18 protein-coding genes are annotated in these 15,567 nt (G+C 35.6%); 8 read left to right on the top strand and 10 right to left on the bottom strand.

Annotation, left to right across the window (positions count from 1 at the left end):
• Nucleotides 1-139: 139 nt before the first annotated feature.
• Nucleotides 140-808, bottom strand: a complete 669-nt coding sequence (locus tag KBJ98_RS07145) for a ZIP family metal transporter (protein ID WP_210789060.1) — start codon at nucleotides 806-808, stop codon at nucleotides 140-142.
• 82 nt (nucleotides 809-890) lie between these two features.
• Nucleotides 891-1,655: a class I SAM-dependent methyltransferase gene (locus KBJ98_RS07140; protein ID WP_210789057.1), complete on the bottom strand. Its 765-nt coding sequence runs from the start codon at nucleotides 1,653-1,655 to the stop codon at nucleotides 891-893.
• A 69-nt stretch (nucleotides 1,656-1,724) separates the two neighbouring features.
• Between KBJ98_RS07140 and KBJ98_RS07135 the strand changes: the two genes are divergently transcribed.
• Both KBJ98_RS07135 and KBJ98_RS07130 read left to right on the top strand, forming a co-directional pair.
• Complete coding sequence (locus KBJ98_RS07135) at nucleotides 1,725-2,921, top strand: THUMP domain-containing class I SAM-dependent RNA methyltransferase (RefSeq protein WP_210789055.1); 1,197 nt, start codon at nucleotides 1,725-1,727, stop codon at nucleotides 2,919-2,921.
• Between the two features lie 38 nt (nucleotides 2,922-2,959).
• Nucleotides 2,960-3,199, top strand: coding sequence for a hypothetical protein (locus tag KBJ98_RS07130; RefSeq protein ID WP_210789053.1), 240 nt, complete (start codon nucleotides 2,960-2,962; stop codon nucleotides 3,197-3,199).
• A 37-nt stretch (nucleotides 3,200-3,236) separates the two neighbouring features.
• Here KBJ98_RS07130 and KBJ98_RS07125 read toward each other — a convergent pair whose 3' ends face one another.
• The 3 genes from KBJ98_RS07125 to rlmD all read right to left on the bottom strand — a co-directional run bounded on the left by KBJ98_RS07125 (nucleotide 3,237) and on the right by rlmD (nucleotide 6,067).
• Entirely contained in the window at nucleotides 3,237-4,070 is an 834-nt protein-coding gene (locus KBJ98_RS07125) for a DUF6048 family protein (protein ID WP_210789051.1), read from the bottom strand.
• Nucleotides 4,042-4,563 carry a DUF6452 family protein gene (locus tag KBJ98_RS07120; protein WP_210789049.1) on the bottom strand — a complete coding sequence of 174 codons (522 nt, stop codon included), beginning with the start codon at nucleotides 4,561-4,563 and terminating at the stop codon, nucleotides 4,042-4,044. Before KBJ98_RS07120 ends, KBJ98_RS07125 begins: the two co-directional genes overlap by 29 nt.
• Nucleotides 4,564-4,654: 91 nt before the next feature.
• Nucleotides 4,655-6,067, bottom strand: coding sequence for a 23S rRNA (uracil(1939)-C(5))-methyltransferase RlmD (gene rlmD / locus KBJ98_RS07115; protein WP_210789047.1), 1,413 nt, complete (start codon nucleotides 6,065-6,067; stop codon nucleotides 4,655-4,657).
• A gap of 318 nt (nucleotides 6,068-6,385) precedes the next feature.
• Here rlmD and KBJ98_RS07110 point away from each other — a divergent pair, with 318 nt between their 5' ends.
• Nucleotides 6,386-7,441 (top strand): sensor histidine kinase, encoded by a 1,056-nt coding sequence (locus KBJ98_RS07110; protein WP_210789045.1) that lies wholly within the window; start codon nucleotides 6,386-6,388, stop codon nucleotides 7,439-7,441.
• A 142-nt stretch (nucleotides 7,442-7,583) separates the two neighbouring features.
• On the opposite strand, the gene KBJ98_RS07105 is transcribed toward KBJ98_RS07110, so the two are convergent.
• Nucleotides 7,584-8,360 carry a CPBP family intramembrane glutamic endopeptidase gene (locus KBJ98_RS07105; protein WP_210789044.1) on the bottom strand — a complete coding sequence of 259 codons (777 nt, stop codon included), beginning with the start codon at nucleotides 8,358-8,360 and terminating at the stop codon, nucleotides 7,584-7,586.
• 247 nt (nucleotides 8,361-8,607) lie between these two features.
• On the opposite strand from KBJ98_RS07105, the gene KBJ98_RS07100 reads away from it, so the two are divergent.
• Nucleotides 8,608-9,021, top strand: coding sequence for an OsmC family protein (locus KBJ98_RS07100; RefSeq protein ID WP_210789043.1), 414 nt, complete (start codon nucleotides 8,608-8,610; stop codon nucleotides 9,019-9,021).
• Between the two features lie 64 nt (nucleotides 9,022-9,085).
• Here KBJ98_RS07100 and KBJ98_RS07095 read toward each other — a convergent pair whose 3' ends face one another.
• From KBJ98_RS07095 to KBJ98_RS07085, 3 genes are all read right to left on the bottom strand, one after another.
• Nucleotides 9,086-9,766, bottom strand: coding sequence for an SGNH/GDSL hydrolase family protein (locus KBJ98_RS07095; RefSeq protein ID WP_317192485.1), 681 nt, complete (start codon nucleotides 9,764-9,766; stop codon nucleotides 9,086-9,088).
• A gap of 43 nt (nucleotides 9,767-9,809) precedes the next feature.
• Nucleotides 9,810-10,697 carry a cysteine synthase CysM gene (gene cysM / locus KBJ98_RS07090; RefSeq protein ID WP_210789042.1) on the bottom strand — a complete coding sequence of 296 codons (888 nt, stop codon included), beginning with the start codon at nucleotides 10,695-10,697 and terminating at the stop codon, nucleotides 9,810-9,812.
• A gap of 305 nt (nucleotides 10,698-11,002) precedes the next feature.
• The gene (locus tag KBJ98_RS07085) at nucleotides 11,003-11,263 is read right to left on the bottom strand and encodes a DUF2752 domain-containing protein (protein WP_225899085.1); all 261 of its coding nucleotides are present in this window, start codon (nucleotides 11,261-11,263) and stop codon (nucleotides 11,003-11,005) included.
• 143 nt (nucleotides 11,264-11,406) lie between these two features.
• On the opposite strand from KBJ98_RS07085, the gene KBJ98_RS07080 reads away from it, so the two are divergent.
• Together KBJ98_RS07080 and KBJ98_RS07075 are read left to right on the top strand one after the other, a co-directional pair.
• A complete protein-coding gene (locus KBJ98_RS07080) occupies nucleotides 11,407-11,568 on the top strand; it encodes a hypothetical protein (RefSeq protein ID WP_225899079.1) in 162 nt (53 codons plus the stop codon).
• The gene (locus tag KBJ98_RS07075; RefSeq protein ID WP_210789033.1) at nucleotides 11,558-12,109 is read left to right on the top strand and encodes a Smr/MutS family protein; all 552 of its coding nucleotides are present in this window, start codon (nucleotides 11,558-11,560) and stop codon (nucleotides 12,107-12,109) included. Before KBJ98_RS07080 ends, KBJ98_RS07075 begins: the two co-directional genes overlap by 11 nt.
• Before the next feature lie 129 nt (nucleotides 12,110-12,238).
• Here the strand turns inward: KBJ98_RS07075 and KBJ98_RS07070 are convergent, their stop codons facing one another.
• Nucleotides 12,239-13,186, bottom strand: coding sequence for a hypothetical protein (locus KBJ98_RS07070; RefSeq protein WP_210789031.1), 948 nt, complete (start codon nucleotides 13,184-13,186; stop codon nucleotides 12,239-12,241).
• 195 nt (nucleotides 13,187-13,381) lie between these two features.
• Between KBJ98_RS07070 and KBJ98_RS07065 the strand changes: the two genes are divergently transcribed.
• Together KBJ98_RS07065 and KBJ98_RS07060 are read left to right on the top strand one after the other, a co-directional pair.
• A complete protein-coding gene (locus KBJ98_RS07065) occupies nucleotides 13,382-14,281 on the top strand; it encodes an EamA family transporter (protein ID WP_210789030.1) in 900 nt (299 codons plus the stop codon).
• Between the two features lie 38 nt (nucleotides 14,282-14,319).
• On the top strand, nucleotides 14,320-15,444 hold the full coding sequence (locus KBJ98_RS07060) for a cysteine desulfurase family protein (protein ID WP_210789029.1): 1,125 nt from the start codon (nucleotides 14,320-14,322) through the stop codon (nucleotides 15,442-15,444).
• The last annotated feature ends 123 nt before the right edge of the window (nucleotides 15,445-15,567 follow it).

The raw sequence follows: 15,567 nt of genomic DNA, 5'->3' as shown, positions 1-15,567 counted from the left end.
CAAAATTCTCTATTGATTCGGGTCGCGCGTGAGGGATAAAAGCGGAAATCCTTTTATCATGCAGCGGTAGCGAAATGAAAAAAGATTGCAGCGGATAGCCCGACCGCCTTTTTTTGGCGGGCACGCCCACCTTGTAAATTTATAAAAAATATGCCAATGCAATACCAATTACAATCATGGAAACCTTGGCGATATTGAATTTGTGGCCTTCGCTGCTTTCAAAAATAATGGTGGAGGAGATGTGGAATAAAATTCCGATCACAATTGCGGTTAGCTCGGCGTAATATCGATTTAAAATAGGCAGATAATCAGATAAAAAGGTGCCCAAAGGTGTCATGACCGAAAAAGTGATCATGAAGAAAAAGATGGCCGTTTTATTGAGATTTCCGTTAATGAAAAACGTAGTCAAAATAATAGCGATTGGCAGGTGATGAATGGCTATTCCTAATGCTAAATCGTGGTGATGGCTTACCGGAAAGCCTTCGAGAAAGGCATGTATGCACAAACTGATGAATAGCAACCACGGAATTTGGCTCATGCTGGCTTTGCCGTGAACGTGTCCGTGCTCTGCGCCTTTGGAGAAGAATTCTAAAATAATTTGGAACAATATCCCTAACATGATAAACAAACCGATATTGCTTATGCTACTTTCGTAAATTTCAGGCAGCAAATGCATTACTGTAAGCGACAACAAAAACGACCCGCTAAAGGCGAGTAGTAATTTTAAGTTGGTTTTGTTTTTTGGTTTTAGCGCAAGTGCTATGATGTAACCAAGTAAAACAGAAAGTAAGGGCAATAGGTAATTCATGGGCTTTGCTTAACGAATAAATTGTTGTTTTAATCTGCAACTACACTTTCATTTTGTAGTTGTGATACATAACAATCGTTTCCTATTTAAAAATCATAATCAATCGTTCGCTCTCTGTTTTATGGAATTTTTTCAATTTATAATCGCCAAAAAGGTCTAAGAGATAAATTCCGGCTTCTTCCATAAGGTTTTCAAAGTCGGTTAGGGTGAGTGCTTTTACTTTTTCGGTAAAATGGTAGTCTTGCCCTTGGTCTTGAAATTGAATTTCTTTGTAAATGTGTCCGTCCTTCAAGTAACGGGTGATGTGAAAATCGATTCCGTCAACGGTTTTTGTTTCTTCGGGTACCAGTGTGTTCAACACCTGATTAACGTTCATGAAATCAATCACTGCAAAGCCGTACTCAGATAAACTTTCTTTGATGGCTTTTAGGGTTGTTAAATTGTCTTCGTCATTTTCAAAATACCCAAAACTGGTAAAAAGATTAAAGATAGCATCGAATTTTTCTTCAAAAGGAACGCGCATGTCGTGTACTTTGAAGTGCAAATTGTTATTCTCGTTTTTCTTAGCTGCTTCAATGCTGTTAGTAGATAAATCGGCACCCAAAACATCAAATCCTAATTGATTCAAGTAAATAGAATGACGGCCTTTGCCACAGGCTAAATCCAAAACTTTGGCTTTTTCAGGTAAGTTAAGGTAGTGCGTTAAATTATCCATGAAAAGCTGCGCTTCTCGGTAATTACGGTCTTTGTAAAGGATGTGGTAATAAGGAGTGTCAAACCAGGAAGTGTACCAATTGGCTTTAGAAAGTTCTTGGTTTTCTTGAGACGTATTTTGATCTGCAGACATTTATTCTTTTTCAATTAATTCGATTGATGCAAATTTAGTGTATTTTTGCAACGAATACTTGATTTTACAATGGAAAATAATTTTAAAATGATTGCCAAAACCTTTTTTGGTTTTGAAGAAATATTAGCAAAAGAATTGCAAATGCTTGGCGCACAAAACGTGGAGCAAGGTGTAAGAATGGTTAGTTTTAAAGGGGATAAAGGTTTTATGTACAAAGCGAATTTGTCTTTGCGTACGGCTTTAAAAATTTTAAAACCTATATATTTCTTTAAAGCCAATAACGAACAAGGTTTGTATCGCGGTATTGCGAGCATGAATTGGTCAAAATTATTGCAAGCCAATCAAACCTTTGTGATTGACACAACGGTGCATTCTACCTATTTTAACCACTCTGAGTTTGTTTCTCAAAAATGTAAAGATGCTATTGTAGATCAGTTTAGAGAACGTACGGGACAACGCCCAAGTATTGACAAAGTGCATCCTGATTTGCGCATCAACATTCATATTGACAAAGATCAAGTTTCGGTGGCTTTAGATACTTCTGGTAATGCGTTGAACCAACGTGGTTATAGAACAGCTACCAACATTGCGCCTATAAATGAAGTGCTGGCAGCGGGTATTTTATTGCTTTCTGGTTGGGATGGCCAATCGGATTTTTTAGATCCAATGTGTGGTTCAGGGACTTTCTTGGCCGAAGCAGCCATGATTGCTTGCAACATTCCGGCGAATATCAACAGAAAACAATTTGCGTTTGAAAAATGGAACGACTGGGATAATGACTTATTCGATGCCATTACAGATAGTTTGCTTAAGCGTGTGCGTGAGTTTCATTATACCATAAAAGGCTATGACAAAGCGCCAAGTGCGGTTTTAAAAGCAAAAGAAAACATCAAGAATGCAAATCTTGAGGATTATGTATCGATAAGTGAAGCTAACTTTTTCGATTCGGAAAAAACTTCTGAAGGCAAATTGCATATCGTATTCAATCCGCCTTATGATGAGCGTTTGGATATTCATATGGAAGCATTTTACAAAAATATAGGTGATACTTTAAAGAAAAATTATCCAGGGACCAATGCTTGGATGATTACAGCAAATCTAGAAGCCTTAAAGTTTGTGGGATTGAAACCTTCTCGTAAAATTAAATTATTTAATGCCGGACTAGAAGCTCGATTGGCTAAATACGAAATGTACGAAGGTAGTAAGCGAACGAAATTTGCAGCAGTTGGTAAAGTCGACGGTGAGCAAGCAGCAGAAGAGGCTTAATTTTATAAGTTGATTTATATTTTCAAAAAAATAGAGAAATGACAAAAAAACAAGTACAAGCATTTGTTTACCAATTGGCTAGTTTTGCGGTTTTATTTATCGCAGCGCGTTATGCCATTGATGAATACACCAATTTAACAGGGATTTGGATTCCGTTGACCGCATTTGTAATAGGAACGTTAGTTGCACCAAAATTTCAAGCTGTTAAAACTAAAGATGGCGAGAAGTTGTATATGAAATGGCTTTTTATAAAAGGATTTAAAGAAATAGGATCGTAGTTGAAACTGCATCAAAAAAATAACCGCCAATTGGCGGTTATTTTTTTATCACTACTTTTGGTGCTACCTTCTTTTTGAAGATAGGAACAAAATACGTCACGGTATAATTAAATCCAACTCCAAAATTACCGTCATAAGTTCGGTTGAATCCGGGAATGTATAGGTTTGAAAAATTATCAGGTTCTTTGTTGGTAACCAATCGGTTTAAGCGAAGGCTGAATCCCATAAAAACATTATCAAAAACTTTAGCTTTTATTCCTGCAACTACTTCGATCCAACTTGCTGACAATCCCTCGAATTTTCGTCCAGAAGCTATAGTTGGTGTTTCTTGAAAATACGGATTGGCATTGTAAATTCGATACGAATTCAATTGTTGATTGAAAGTACTGAATCCGTAGCGCAAACCAATCGAAATGATATTTTCCATATCCAGCCAATTTTCGTAACCGTTGTAATCAAAACCTACTTTTAAATACGAACCTTTTGTTGTAAAGTTTACACGATCGTCATCAGTGGTTTTATTTTCGTTACCTAATTCAGCCGCTAAAAAATATTTTTTAGTCAAGCGGTAATCTCCAACAAGTTCTAATCCTTTGTAATCACGGTCATACAAACCTCTTGTGATTTTGTACAAATCAAGACCTACTCGTACCCCATAACGATCTGTTTTGGGTGGCACCACAGTGGCTTTTTTCACTGTATCATTGATAATTGCAGTGCTCAGCGGTTTTTGAATACTAACTGCAGGTGCAGCAGTATTTGCTTTTGGTGCTTTCGGAATTTCTCCTTTTGTTGTTGTTTCTTGTGCAGTAGTGATCGCTATCGAAAAGAAAAGCAAACTACTAAAAAAAGATTTTAAGGTGTGTTTCATTTTCGTTAGTTATACTGTTTTTTTCAACTGAAATAAATCGGATCCATCTTTGGTTAGCCGCAATAGGGTCTGTATGTGTAAAAGGCGTAGTTGGATCTAATGTAAAGTTACTTTTGTAGCCGCACGCTCTTGATACAAATAACTCCTGTGTGCTGTAATCAAAACGGATGATATCCTCGTCAATCAAAGCAGGATTTGAATTTCCGGAGTTGAGTGTTAGGCTGAATGTTGTGGTGGTACCCACAGTTCGCAAGGGCAAAGCAATTTTGCTTCCGCTAGTAGTAGGAGCACCACCAAACAATAGCGGTTCGGTCATTCCTTGGCCAATGACTCTCAAGTTGGATACGTTTTTTAGCACCGAAGGATTATCGAAATCATAGAATTCGATAATGAGTCGGGGAGTGGTTGGTGTATTCGCATCGCAAATATCATCCTTTTCACAAGATGAGAAAGCACACGCCAAGAGCATGATGAACACTACTATTTTTTTCATTTGCATATTTTTGTACTTGATGGCAAACATTGTTAAAGCAAAATTATTATAGCTACACGCCTAATTTTGGCAAAAAATGAAACTGTCGCGTTTATCTTAGCTCTAAAAGAACAACATTTTCAACGTGATGCGTTTGCGGAAACATATCAACAGGACGCACGCGAGTTACTTTGTATTTTTCATCCATCAAAGCCAAATCACGAGCTTGTGTAGCCGAATTACAACTTACGTAAACTACTTTTTGAGGTGCAATTTTCATGATTTGCTCAATTACATCTTTGTGCATTCCGTCACGCGGTGGATCAGTAATAATTACATCTGGTTGTCCGTGTTGTGCAATAAAAGCGTCGTTGAAAACCACTTTCATGTCTCCAACAAAAAACTCACAGTTGGTAATCTCGTTTCTTACGGCATTTGCTTTGGCGTCTTTAATAGCATCAGGAACACTCTCGACACCAATTACTTTTTTCGCTTTTTTAGATACGAATTGCGCAATTGTCCCCGTTCCTGTATATAAATCATACACTACTTCGTTACCGGTAAGTCCTGCAAAATCGCGAGTAATTTTATATAATTCGTAAGCTTGATCAGAGTTGGTTTGGTAAAAAGACTTGGCATTAATGCTGAATTTTAATCCTTCCATTTCTTCAAGGATGTAATCTCTTCCTTTGTACAATTCAATGGTGGTGTCGTACAAAGTATCGTTCGCTTTGTTATTGATTACGAACTGTAAAGAAGTAATTTGCGGAAATTTAGCATATAAATGGTCAAGTAATAATTCTCTTTGTTCTTTGTTATCTTCAAAAAACTGAATCAACACCATGATTTCACCGGTAGAAGCTGTACGCAACATTAAAGTTCTTAGCAATCCAGCGTGCTCTCTCGGGTTGAAAAATGTCAATCCGTTTGCATTAGCAAAGTCACGTACTTCGTTTCTAATTGCGTTTGATGGATCTTCTTGAAGGTGGCATTTGGTAATGTCTAAAATCTTATCCCACATTTTCGGGATATGAAAACCTAAGGCATTGCGATTTCCTAAATCATCTGTACTGTCGATTTCGGCTTGAGTTAACCAGCGACTGTTCGAGAAAGAAAATTCCATTTTGTTTCGGTAAAAAAACTTTTTCTCAGAACCAAGAATATTTTCGAACTCTGGTAATTCAATTTTTCCGATACGTTGTAAATGATTTTGAACCTCATTTTGTTTGTAAAACAATTGTTGGTTGTAGTTCATGTTTTGCCATTTGCATCCTCCGCAAACACCAAAATGCTCACAAACAGGATCAACGCGATGTGTTGAATATTCATGAAAATGCACTGCTTTTCCCTCGTAATACGCTTTACGCTTTTTAAAAGTTTGTACATCAACTACATCACCCGGAACTACATTCGGGATAAAAATTACTTTACCATCAGGAGCTTTTGCTACCGATACGCCTTTTGCACCAGCATCAAGGACTTTTATTTGATGAAAGACAACTTTGTCTGTATTTTTCTTAGCCATGCTGCAAAAATAAGGGATTGAATGGTTTTTTGAATTTAAATTGTGAAATATTTTTAAGTCCTATTGTTTTCAAGTAAAGGATGTGCTTGCGTAATGGAGTTTATAACTTTAATAATTTTTTTGGATTGCTATGTAATTCCATATTTTTAATCAATTTGTGCTATTTTGTCTATTTCTAAAACCAAGTAAGTAATTTCATCGTACCTCATTTCAATTACAATAAAAGCTTTAACTTTTTCTTATGATTTAAATAAGAAATAGCTTATTGATTTTAATTATTTTCGTTGAGCTTCCATTTTTACATTTAAAATTTATAAAATGCAATTTTACAGTCAGTTATCAAAAATTTCTTTCCTTAAAAAAAGGTATGCCTTCAAATTTTTATTTGTTGCTTTTGTTGGGATTCACTTGCCTTTAATTGGATTGGTGTTTTTTGTACTTTTTGGCAAAGAGCATTTTACGGCAGAGTCTGCCATTTATTTCATTCTGGTGGTTACTTTGCTTGCCACCTCAATTACTTTATGGGCGCTTAAATTATTAATTAAACCAATTGAGCTTGCTTCTAAAGCACTCCAAAAATATCGTAAAAAAAGAATTATCCCGCAGTTACCTACTAATTTTCAGGATGAGGCAGGGTTGCTTTTGGCAAATATACAAAGTGCTGTTATTGAAAATGAACGTTTCATCGATGACAAACAAGATTTAGTCTATCTTTTGTCGCATGATCTTAGAGCTTTTGCTGCAAATGCAAAAACACTTGCGACTTTGATCGTTGACGAAAAAGGATCGGCGGAGGTAACTGAGTTTGCGCATTTAATTGAGGTTTCAATGACGCATCAATTAGAGTTGATTGGTTCTTTTATTAAACTAATTCATGCAGAAGAAGAGGTATCTAAAAAAAGTAAAAAATTAACTTCTGTTTCTATTGAGTCTCTTGTTGCACAAATACAACTTGAAATGGAGGCTAAATTAAAATCTAAAAATATTACATTTCAGCAAAACATAAAATTGCTGTCAGTAAAATTAAAAATTGATGTTGATTTACTGACCAGAGTTTTAGTAAATGTAGTAGCTAATGCGCTTAAGTTTTCATTTGAAAATAGTCATATTGAGTTTTCTGTTTTTGAAAGTAACCAAAGAATTATTTTTGAAATAAAAGATTATGGAATTGGTTTTGATCCTGACAAAGTACCTGAACTATTTCAAAAATTCACAAGTAGGAGCAGAACTGGTACCGCAGGAGAACATTCTACAGGTATTGGGCTTTATCTTTGCAAGAAAATTGTAGAGAAGTTTGACGGAGAAATTTCTGCTGTAAGCGTTGGGGTAAATAAAGGAGCTACGTTTACAATTAGCTTACCTAGTTTTGACTAACATGTTTTTATTTACTAAGTTTACATTATATTTTTTTGAGAGAGAAAAGCCTTGCTGATGCTCTTGTTGTGCATCAAAATGGCTCATGATTTTATACCTCACAATTCATTTGTTTGGGAAAATTTCAGTTTCGTTACAATTGCTATGTATTATCGTTGTTTCGCTGAAATACTTTTTCGTGTTTTAAAGTATTGTTGACTCTGCATTCTTGGCTTGAGTTCCATTCTATGATTCTCTGCTGCGAAATTTTCTTTTTTTCAAGGTCAGGACTTGTTTTAAGAGCTATGACACTGATACCCACAAATACAAAATTATGGAAAGCATGCATCAGAAATCCAGTCCAGAAGCCGTGACGAACTCTCAAGTACCCAATTACTAATCCTAATACTATTTGCGGTGCCACTATAATAGGGCAAAGTAAAAGGATTGCTGTTGTAATTTCAAAATTTACGAGATGAACAAGGCCAAATAGGAATGCTGAAAAGTAAAATATTTTGGGGTAAAAACGCAACCAACTCTCTTTCAAACTTAAATCAACCTCTTTTGCTTTTTCTTGACCAAAAAAACGAGCAAAGCCAATACTTAAACCAATTGCAAAATTTGTTTCATAGCGCAGGTACAATCTGAATATGAGTTCTTCAAACAGTGGCGCAATAATGACAACTATAAAAAAGAGCGCCGCTGTCGGTACAGTTTTTAATAATGCTTCGATTGAGTGATTATCTGTATTAATTAATTTAGCATTTTCTAGACCGCTAATAATTAAAATCAAAACGAGCATTACGGGTATTTCAAGTAAAAAAAATGAAAGTACTATTTTAAACTTTGACGCAAATGTTGTTGGCAAAGGAGTTTCGTCTGTTGGGTTTTTTAAAAATGATACAAATTGAAGTAGTTGCTTATTGATGAAATCTGACATTGACAAGGTTTTAATGATTCTTAAAAGTTTTGAAACTGAACTGTTCTTAACAAAGTTAATTATTTTACTACAAAATTCGATTGCGTGTTTCCTGTAATTTCGAAATTATTTTTTTTGGATTGGCAACTTTTAGGATCAAATGAGGAACTTCGCTAAGTCAAATTTGTGTTAAAAAAAGGTTCTAAACAGTTGATTCAAAGACTTCCGTCTATCTTTGATAAAACACATAAACTAAAAACAAACTATTATGAAAAGAAATGCAACCGCTGTTTGGAAAGGAACTTTAAAAGAAGGGGCTGGTCACTTGAGTACGCAAAGTACTGTTCTGAACGATACGCAATATTCATTTAAATCAAGATTTGATGAAGGAGTAGGTACAAATCCCGAAGAATTGATTGCAGCAGCGCATTCGGGCTGTTTTACGATGCAATTAACGGCTTACATTACAGAGGCTGGTTTTGCAATAGACCAAATACAAACCAAGTGCGATATTGACTTTGTTGATGGAGCCATACAAACTTCTCATTTAACGGTGCAAGCAAAAGTACAGGATATTTCAGAAGATGCTTTTCAAGAATTAGTGACCAAGGCGGAAAAGAACTGTCCGATTTCAAAGGTTTTAAACGCAACTATATCAAGTTCAGCTACACTTGTCAATTAGAACGATTTATTTTGTAAAAAAAAGGCTCAAAATCAGTATGAATTTGAGCCTTTTTTTATTGATTTTATTTCAAACTTCTTTGAATGGCTTTGGTTGCTAGCGGAGCCATAGCTTGATATCCTATTTTATTGGGATGCACACCATCTCCAGAATAAGCTGATTGGAGTCCGTTGCGATCGTCTTTCATTGCGGTAAAATAATCGATGTACTCAATTTGGTTCGCTAAGGCATAACTTTTGAGCATTGTATTAAGAGCAATAACTTTTTCAGCTGGATTTTGATTGGGTTTCCAAGGAAAATCGTATGCAGGCAATACACTGCATAATATTACTTTGATGTTATGAATTTTAGCGAGCTCCGCCATCGAAAAAATATTATCAGCAATCATTTCAATAGTTGATGGTCCTGTGTTGCCCGCAATGTCATTGATTCCTGCTAAAATATGCACTACTTCAGGTTTCAATGCAATAACATCTGCTCTAAAACGCACCAACATCTGCGGTGTGGTTTGTCCGCTAATGCCTCTGTTGATATAGTTTTTTCCTGAAAAAAAATCAGAATCTGTTGCGCTCCAAAATTCGGTTATGGAGTCGCCCATAAAAACAATTCGCCCTGGGTTCTTGTTAGTAGTGACAAGTGCCGCGTTTTGTGACTTGTATTTACTGAAATTTGGCCAATCCTGACCCTGAGCGGTAGTTGTCATGACAAGTAAAATAAAAATTGGAATAAATTTGCTCATTTTCATAAATATAAAGTTTTGCAAAGATTACTGTTTTAGATGGCCATTATTAATCAAAAAGATCAGAGGATAAATATCTGTCCCCGCGATCACAAATAATGGCTACAATCACTCCAGATTCGATTGATTCGGCAATTTTGCAAGCAGCCGCTACCGAGCCTCCGCTGCTCATGCCCGCAAATATGCCTTCTTCTCGTGCCAAACGTTTGGTCATAGCTCTCGCTTCTGCTTCTGTAATTTCAATTGTAACATCAACTTTACTTGCATCGAAAATTTTCGGCAAGTACTCTTGAGGCCATTTTCTAATACCTGGAATTTGAGACCCATCGCTTGGTTGTGCACCAACAATTTGAATAGCTGAATTTTGCTCTTTCAAGAAGGTTGAGGTACCAATGATTGTTCCCGTTGTTCCCATGGCCGCCACAAAATGAGTTACGGTTCCTTCGGTATCGCGCCAAACTTCTGGTCCAGTGGTGTTGTAGTGTGCTTTCCAGTTGTCATCATTGGCAAATTGGTTTAGCATAACATAGCCGCCTTCTGCTACTTTTTTGTCTGCATAATCTCTTGAGCCAATGATTCCAGTTTCGGCTGGTGTTAAGGTAACAGTCGCTCCATAGGCCCTCATCGTTAGAGTACGTTCAATTGTGGAATCTTCTGGTAATACCAGTTCGATTTCAATATTAAAAAGTTGCGCTATCATGGCTAATGCAATTCCGGTGTTGCCACTTGTAGCTTCAATAAGCTTGTCGCCTTTTTTGATGTCACCGCGATCAAGTGCCGCTTTGATCATATTGTAAGCTGCTCGGTCTTTTACACTACCGCCAGGATTATTTCCTTCTAACTTTAATAAAAGTTTGACGTTTTTATTTTTTACTAAGTGACTTGATTCGACTAAAGGCGTGTTGCCAATTAATTCAAGTAAGGGGTATGCTTTCATTGGATATAATTTGTAATGCACTTTATCTTTCATTTTACTCCTAGCAATTGTAAAGGCATCTTCAACTTTTGAGAGATGATTTGGTCTATTTTATTTGAAAGATTTTGTGACTTGCTTTTATTTTTAAAATTTAGATCGTTGCGAACTTTTGCAAAGGTATTGAACAATTTTTATACAGCCGTACGCTTACGCAAAAAGTGAAACACGAATTCAATTCAATTTGTTAAAAAAGGTCTTTACAATCAAAAAGAATCTGTGCGTATGCGAATAAATTGCGCGGCAAGTTTTTTTCGAAAAAATGAATTTTAAAAATGTTTGTAGTAATAACCAGCTATCATTATCGATACGTTAATGACCGCTAAAACAAAAATCATTTTTGAGTAATTCCCTTTTTTATGAACCGCATTTAGAAGTAGCGAAGCAATGAAAATTAAGCTCGTAAAAATGGCTGGATACATTTCGAAAGAGGCTTTAAATTCTCCTTGCAAAAGCAAGAATATACTCCGCTGAAAACCGCAACCCAAACACTCAATTCCAAAGAGTGTTTTGCTTAAACAAGGTAGCATGAATTTTTGTATTTCTTCGAGTTCCATATGGTACAATAGTACAAAAAAAAAGAGAAACTTTTTTGAGAATAAAGGAGGCAATTTTAAATTCAGTACTTTTGGAAACTGATATTTTAAAGATGAAAAAAATAGTACTTCTGATAATGGTAGTTGCAATAGCAGTAGCTTTCAACGAACAGATAAGCAAAGAAAAAAATGTGTACATAATGGTGGGAGCAATTCTAGTTTTTATGTTTGGCATGATGCGATTAAGCGCTAAAACACCGAGTAAAAATCAAGATAAAAAAGAAGAGCATGATAACTAAAGGCGATCGAGTAGAGGTATTAGATGATGCCATCAGTGGACGTGTTTTGAGCGTTCAAAAGAACCAAGTTACAATAGAAACTGAGGATGGTTTCACGATGACATTTTTTGTCAACGAAATTATTAAAGTAAACGATTCCAGTAATTTACTAAATGACATTAAAAGAATTAATGTAAGTGAGGTTGCAAAGCAAAAAGAAATTCCAAAACCGCGTAGTTTTGTGAAAGAAAAGAAATCGAAGCACGAAATTGCCGCTCCAGAATTCGATTTACATATCGAAAAGTTGGTTCCAAACAAACGTGGTATGTCAAATTATGATATCTTGACTTTACAAACGGAAACGGCTAAACGACATATTGAATTTGCAATCAGAAACAGAATTCCGAGAATCATTTTTATACACGGAGTTGGTGAAGGAATCTTAAAATCAGAATTGGATTTTTTATTGGGTCGCTATGATAATATCGATTTTAGGGACGCCAATTATCAAAAATATGGTTTAGGTGCAACCGAAGTTTTTATCAAACAAAGCGCAATGTAAGTGCTCTTTTTTTGCGTTTTTTGAAAGCAAAAAAAAATCCCAAATCCTAGTTTTATGGTATTAAATACCTACTAGAATTTGGGATTTTTTGGCTCAAAAAAGCAGTGTTTTTTTAACTGATTTTCACTCTTAATTTGTCGTTAAAAGTTCGCCATAAATGTAATTGTCACCTAGTAAAAAATCATTATTTCCTTTCTTCATTTTTACCTTTTTTAGAACAATTGTATGCTTAAATCCGTTACCAAAAGAGGCTGTTGTAACTTCAATTATTCCGCTAGTATTGTCAACTCCAGCGACGCCCAACCACTCTTCATTCACTACAGGTGTAGCAGGATAAGTAGGGTTGCAGAAGTAATCGTCAGTCAATAAACCGCCAAATAATCGGTAGGTAAGTTTGTTTGTTGTAGTACCAATTAATGCTGTTCTTGGCGTATTTAAAGGTGTCGGTGTATTGCTAATTAGGCTTGGGTCGATGTCTAAAATTAGCGCTTCAGCACTATTTCTATCGTACAATTGTTTGGATGTAGGACATTGCTTTAACACTTTGGTAAATGAAAATGGCAAAGGTGTTGCTGTGGTTTTATAGTTTCCAAAAGCAAATGTTTCATACACTTGCGTGCCATTTTCTTTAATAAAAGTAACGTTTTTAAAACTGATATTGTGGTTGTATCCAGTGATTCTAGTACTGTTATCAGTTGTGTTTGGGGGTTTTATTGCTTTAGTGCTAATCACAATTATTCCACCGTCTTTTGCTGTCCATTGGTTGCTTACAATTGGATTTGCTGGCGGTATCGTTTCGCAGAAAGTGGCTGATGTTACTGTTCCTTTGTACGAGCGGTATAGGACACGATTGGTTGAACTGATAATGATTTCTTGACTACCTTCCTCAGTAGGAAATGTAATTCCTGTAGCATCAATGATAAAAGCTTCATTATCTTTTATCTTGTAAATGATGTTGTTATTAGCACATTTTACAGGATCAACATTGTCAAAACTAAGGTCTTCTTGTACTAAATCTCCGTCATCACAGCTGGTAAACAGTAGTGCTAGTGTTACTAGGCTCAATATTTTTTTCATTTCTTTGGTCTATTTAGAACAAAAATATAATTTTTAATCTGTATCAAATCGATTCCGTTTTAAAATTCCCATTTTTAACAAGATATTGTGTTGAAGGAACCTCTTTTTTGCTTCAAAAGTTTGCTCTCAGAAAGGAGTTCACTTACGGATTTAGCCAACATAAATCAGTATCTTTGCACTTATTTTATATCTTTCATGGCACGAAATAAGTATTATGCGGCGGCCTTTGCGGCTTTTTTTATTTGGGGATTTTTTAGTTTTGCTCTCAAACCGCTGCAAAATTATCCTTCACTCGATATATTGTTTTACCGCGTTTTTTTTAGTGTTGCTACAATGATTTTGATTAACGTACTTTTTAGGAGAAAAGTAGTTACGCAAAATTGGCATTATTTGCGTTCTTTGCCTGTGGTGGAGCAGCGCAATGCTATTGTGATGACCTTGGGTGGAGCTGTATTTTTATCAAGCAATTGGTTCATTTATATTTTTGTAATGAACCATGTGAGCGTTAATGCTGCTTCGTTAGCCTATCTAATTTGTCCTATTTTAACCACAGTCTTTGCCTATTTTTTACTTAAGGAGCAGTTAAGTAAATGGCAGTGGTTTGCTGTTTTTGTAAGTTTTGTGAGTTGTATACTGTTGGGTTATGGTCATTTTAGTGCTATTTTTTATAGTCTGTTAACAGCAGCTACTTATGCGTTTTACATTATAAGTCAACGAAAAAATACGGCAATTGATAAGTTTTTTGGACTTACGATACAACTGATTTTAACTGCCGTAATTTTGGCTCCTTTTTATCCTACAGATAGTGGCGCTGTTCCTACCGAACCGTTGTTTTATGGGTGCATGGCGCTTATTGTTGTATTTTTTACGGTAATTCCTTTGTTTTTAAATCTGTATGCACTGAAAGGAATAAGCTCTTCGGCGGTTGGAATTATGATATATATTAACCCAATCATCAATTTTTTACTTGCTATTTTTTATTATGATGAACAAGTGAGCTTTGTACAACTCTTTTCATATTTCCTAATTTTGGTTTCGATTGTAATTTTTAATGAAAAGTTATTTTTTGGGAAAAAGAAAGCCAGTTTGGTTTAACAAAAGTCATTTAATTGACCTAATTAGTATTAATCACCATGAATAAAGTATATCTCGATAATGCTGCTACAAGCGCCTTACGACCTGAAGTAATTCAAGAAATGACCCGTGTTTTAACGCAAGAATATGGCAATCCATCGTCTACCCATAGTTCTGGTAGGTCAGCAAAAAACACTTTAGAATTAGCTAGAAAATCGATTGCTAAAAACCTAAATGCAACAGCGCAGGAGATTATTTTTACTTCAGGTGGCACCGAAGGAAACAATTGGATTCTTCGTTCTGCGGTGCTTGATTTGAAAATAACCCGCATTATAACCAGTAAAATTGAGCATCATGCGGTTTTGTATGCAGTTTTGGCATTGCAAAATGAATTTAAAATTCAGGTAGATTTCGTGAATTTACAAGCCGATGGGACTGTAGATTTGACTCATTTAGTAGAATTGCTTGGTCAGGAACGCAAAACCCTTGTAAGTTTAATGCATGTGAATAATGAAATTGGTAGCATACTTGATTTGCATCGCGTAGGTGTAATATGTCAAGAGCATTCTGCTTTGTTCCATACTGATGCAGTACAATCAGTGGGGAAATTAGCGCTTGATTTGAGCCAGTTACCCATTGATTTTTTAGTAGCAAGTGCTCATAAGTTTCATGGACCGAAGGGTGTGGGTTTTGCTTATATTCGCAAAAATTCGGGATTGCAACCACTTTTTTTTGGAGGTGAACAAGAAAAAGGATTGCGTGCAGGTACTGAGGCTTTACATCAAATTGCTGGCATGGCGCATGCCTTGACGTTGAGTTATGATAGTTTAATCGAGGATGAACAGCATATAAAATTGCTTAAATCCTATTTACTGAAATCACTTGAAGATTCGTTTCCGGGTATTAGAGTAAATGGACCAGCAGACGGTTTACATACTGTTGTAAATATCCTGTTGCCTTTTCCCGAAAGTAAAACGGTGATGATTTTATTTCATTTGGATATGAAAGGTATTGCTGTATCGCGTGGGAGTGCTTGTCAATCGGGCAGTATAAAGCCTTCGCATGTGTTGGCCGAAATACTTTCGGGTGAGGATTTAAAAAAGCCAAGTTTACGTGTCTCTCTGAGTCAATACAACACCAAAGAAGATATTGATCTATTTGTTCAAGCTTTACAAGCTATTTAAGTAACTTTATTTTAGTTGTAAAACAAAAAAAAACTTTTTTCAATTGATACACTCGTGAAATCTTTTGAAAAAAGTTTTTTACCGAAAAAAGATAATAGTGTTAATTTACACGTTTTTTTTTGC

Source organism: Flavobacterium erciyesense, from assembly GCF_018069925.1.
GTDB classification, from domain to species: domain Bacteria; phylum Bacteroidota; class Bacteroidia; order Flavobacteriales; family Flavobacteriaceae; genus Flavobacterium; species Flavobacterium erciyesense.
The sequence above is the reverse complement of the archived record's forward strand: the minus strand, read 5'-3'. Positions and strand labels throughout refer to the sequence as shown.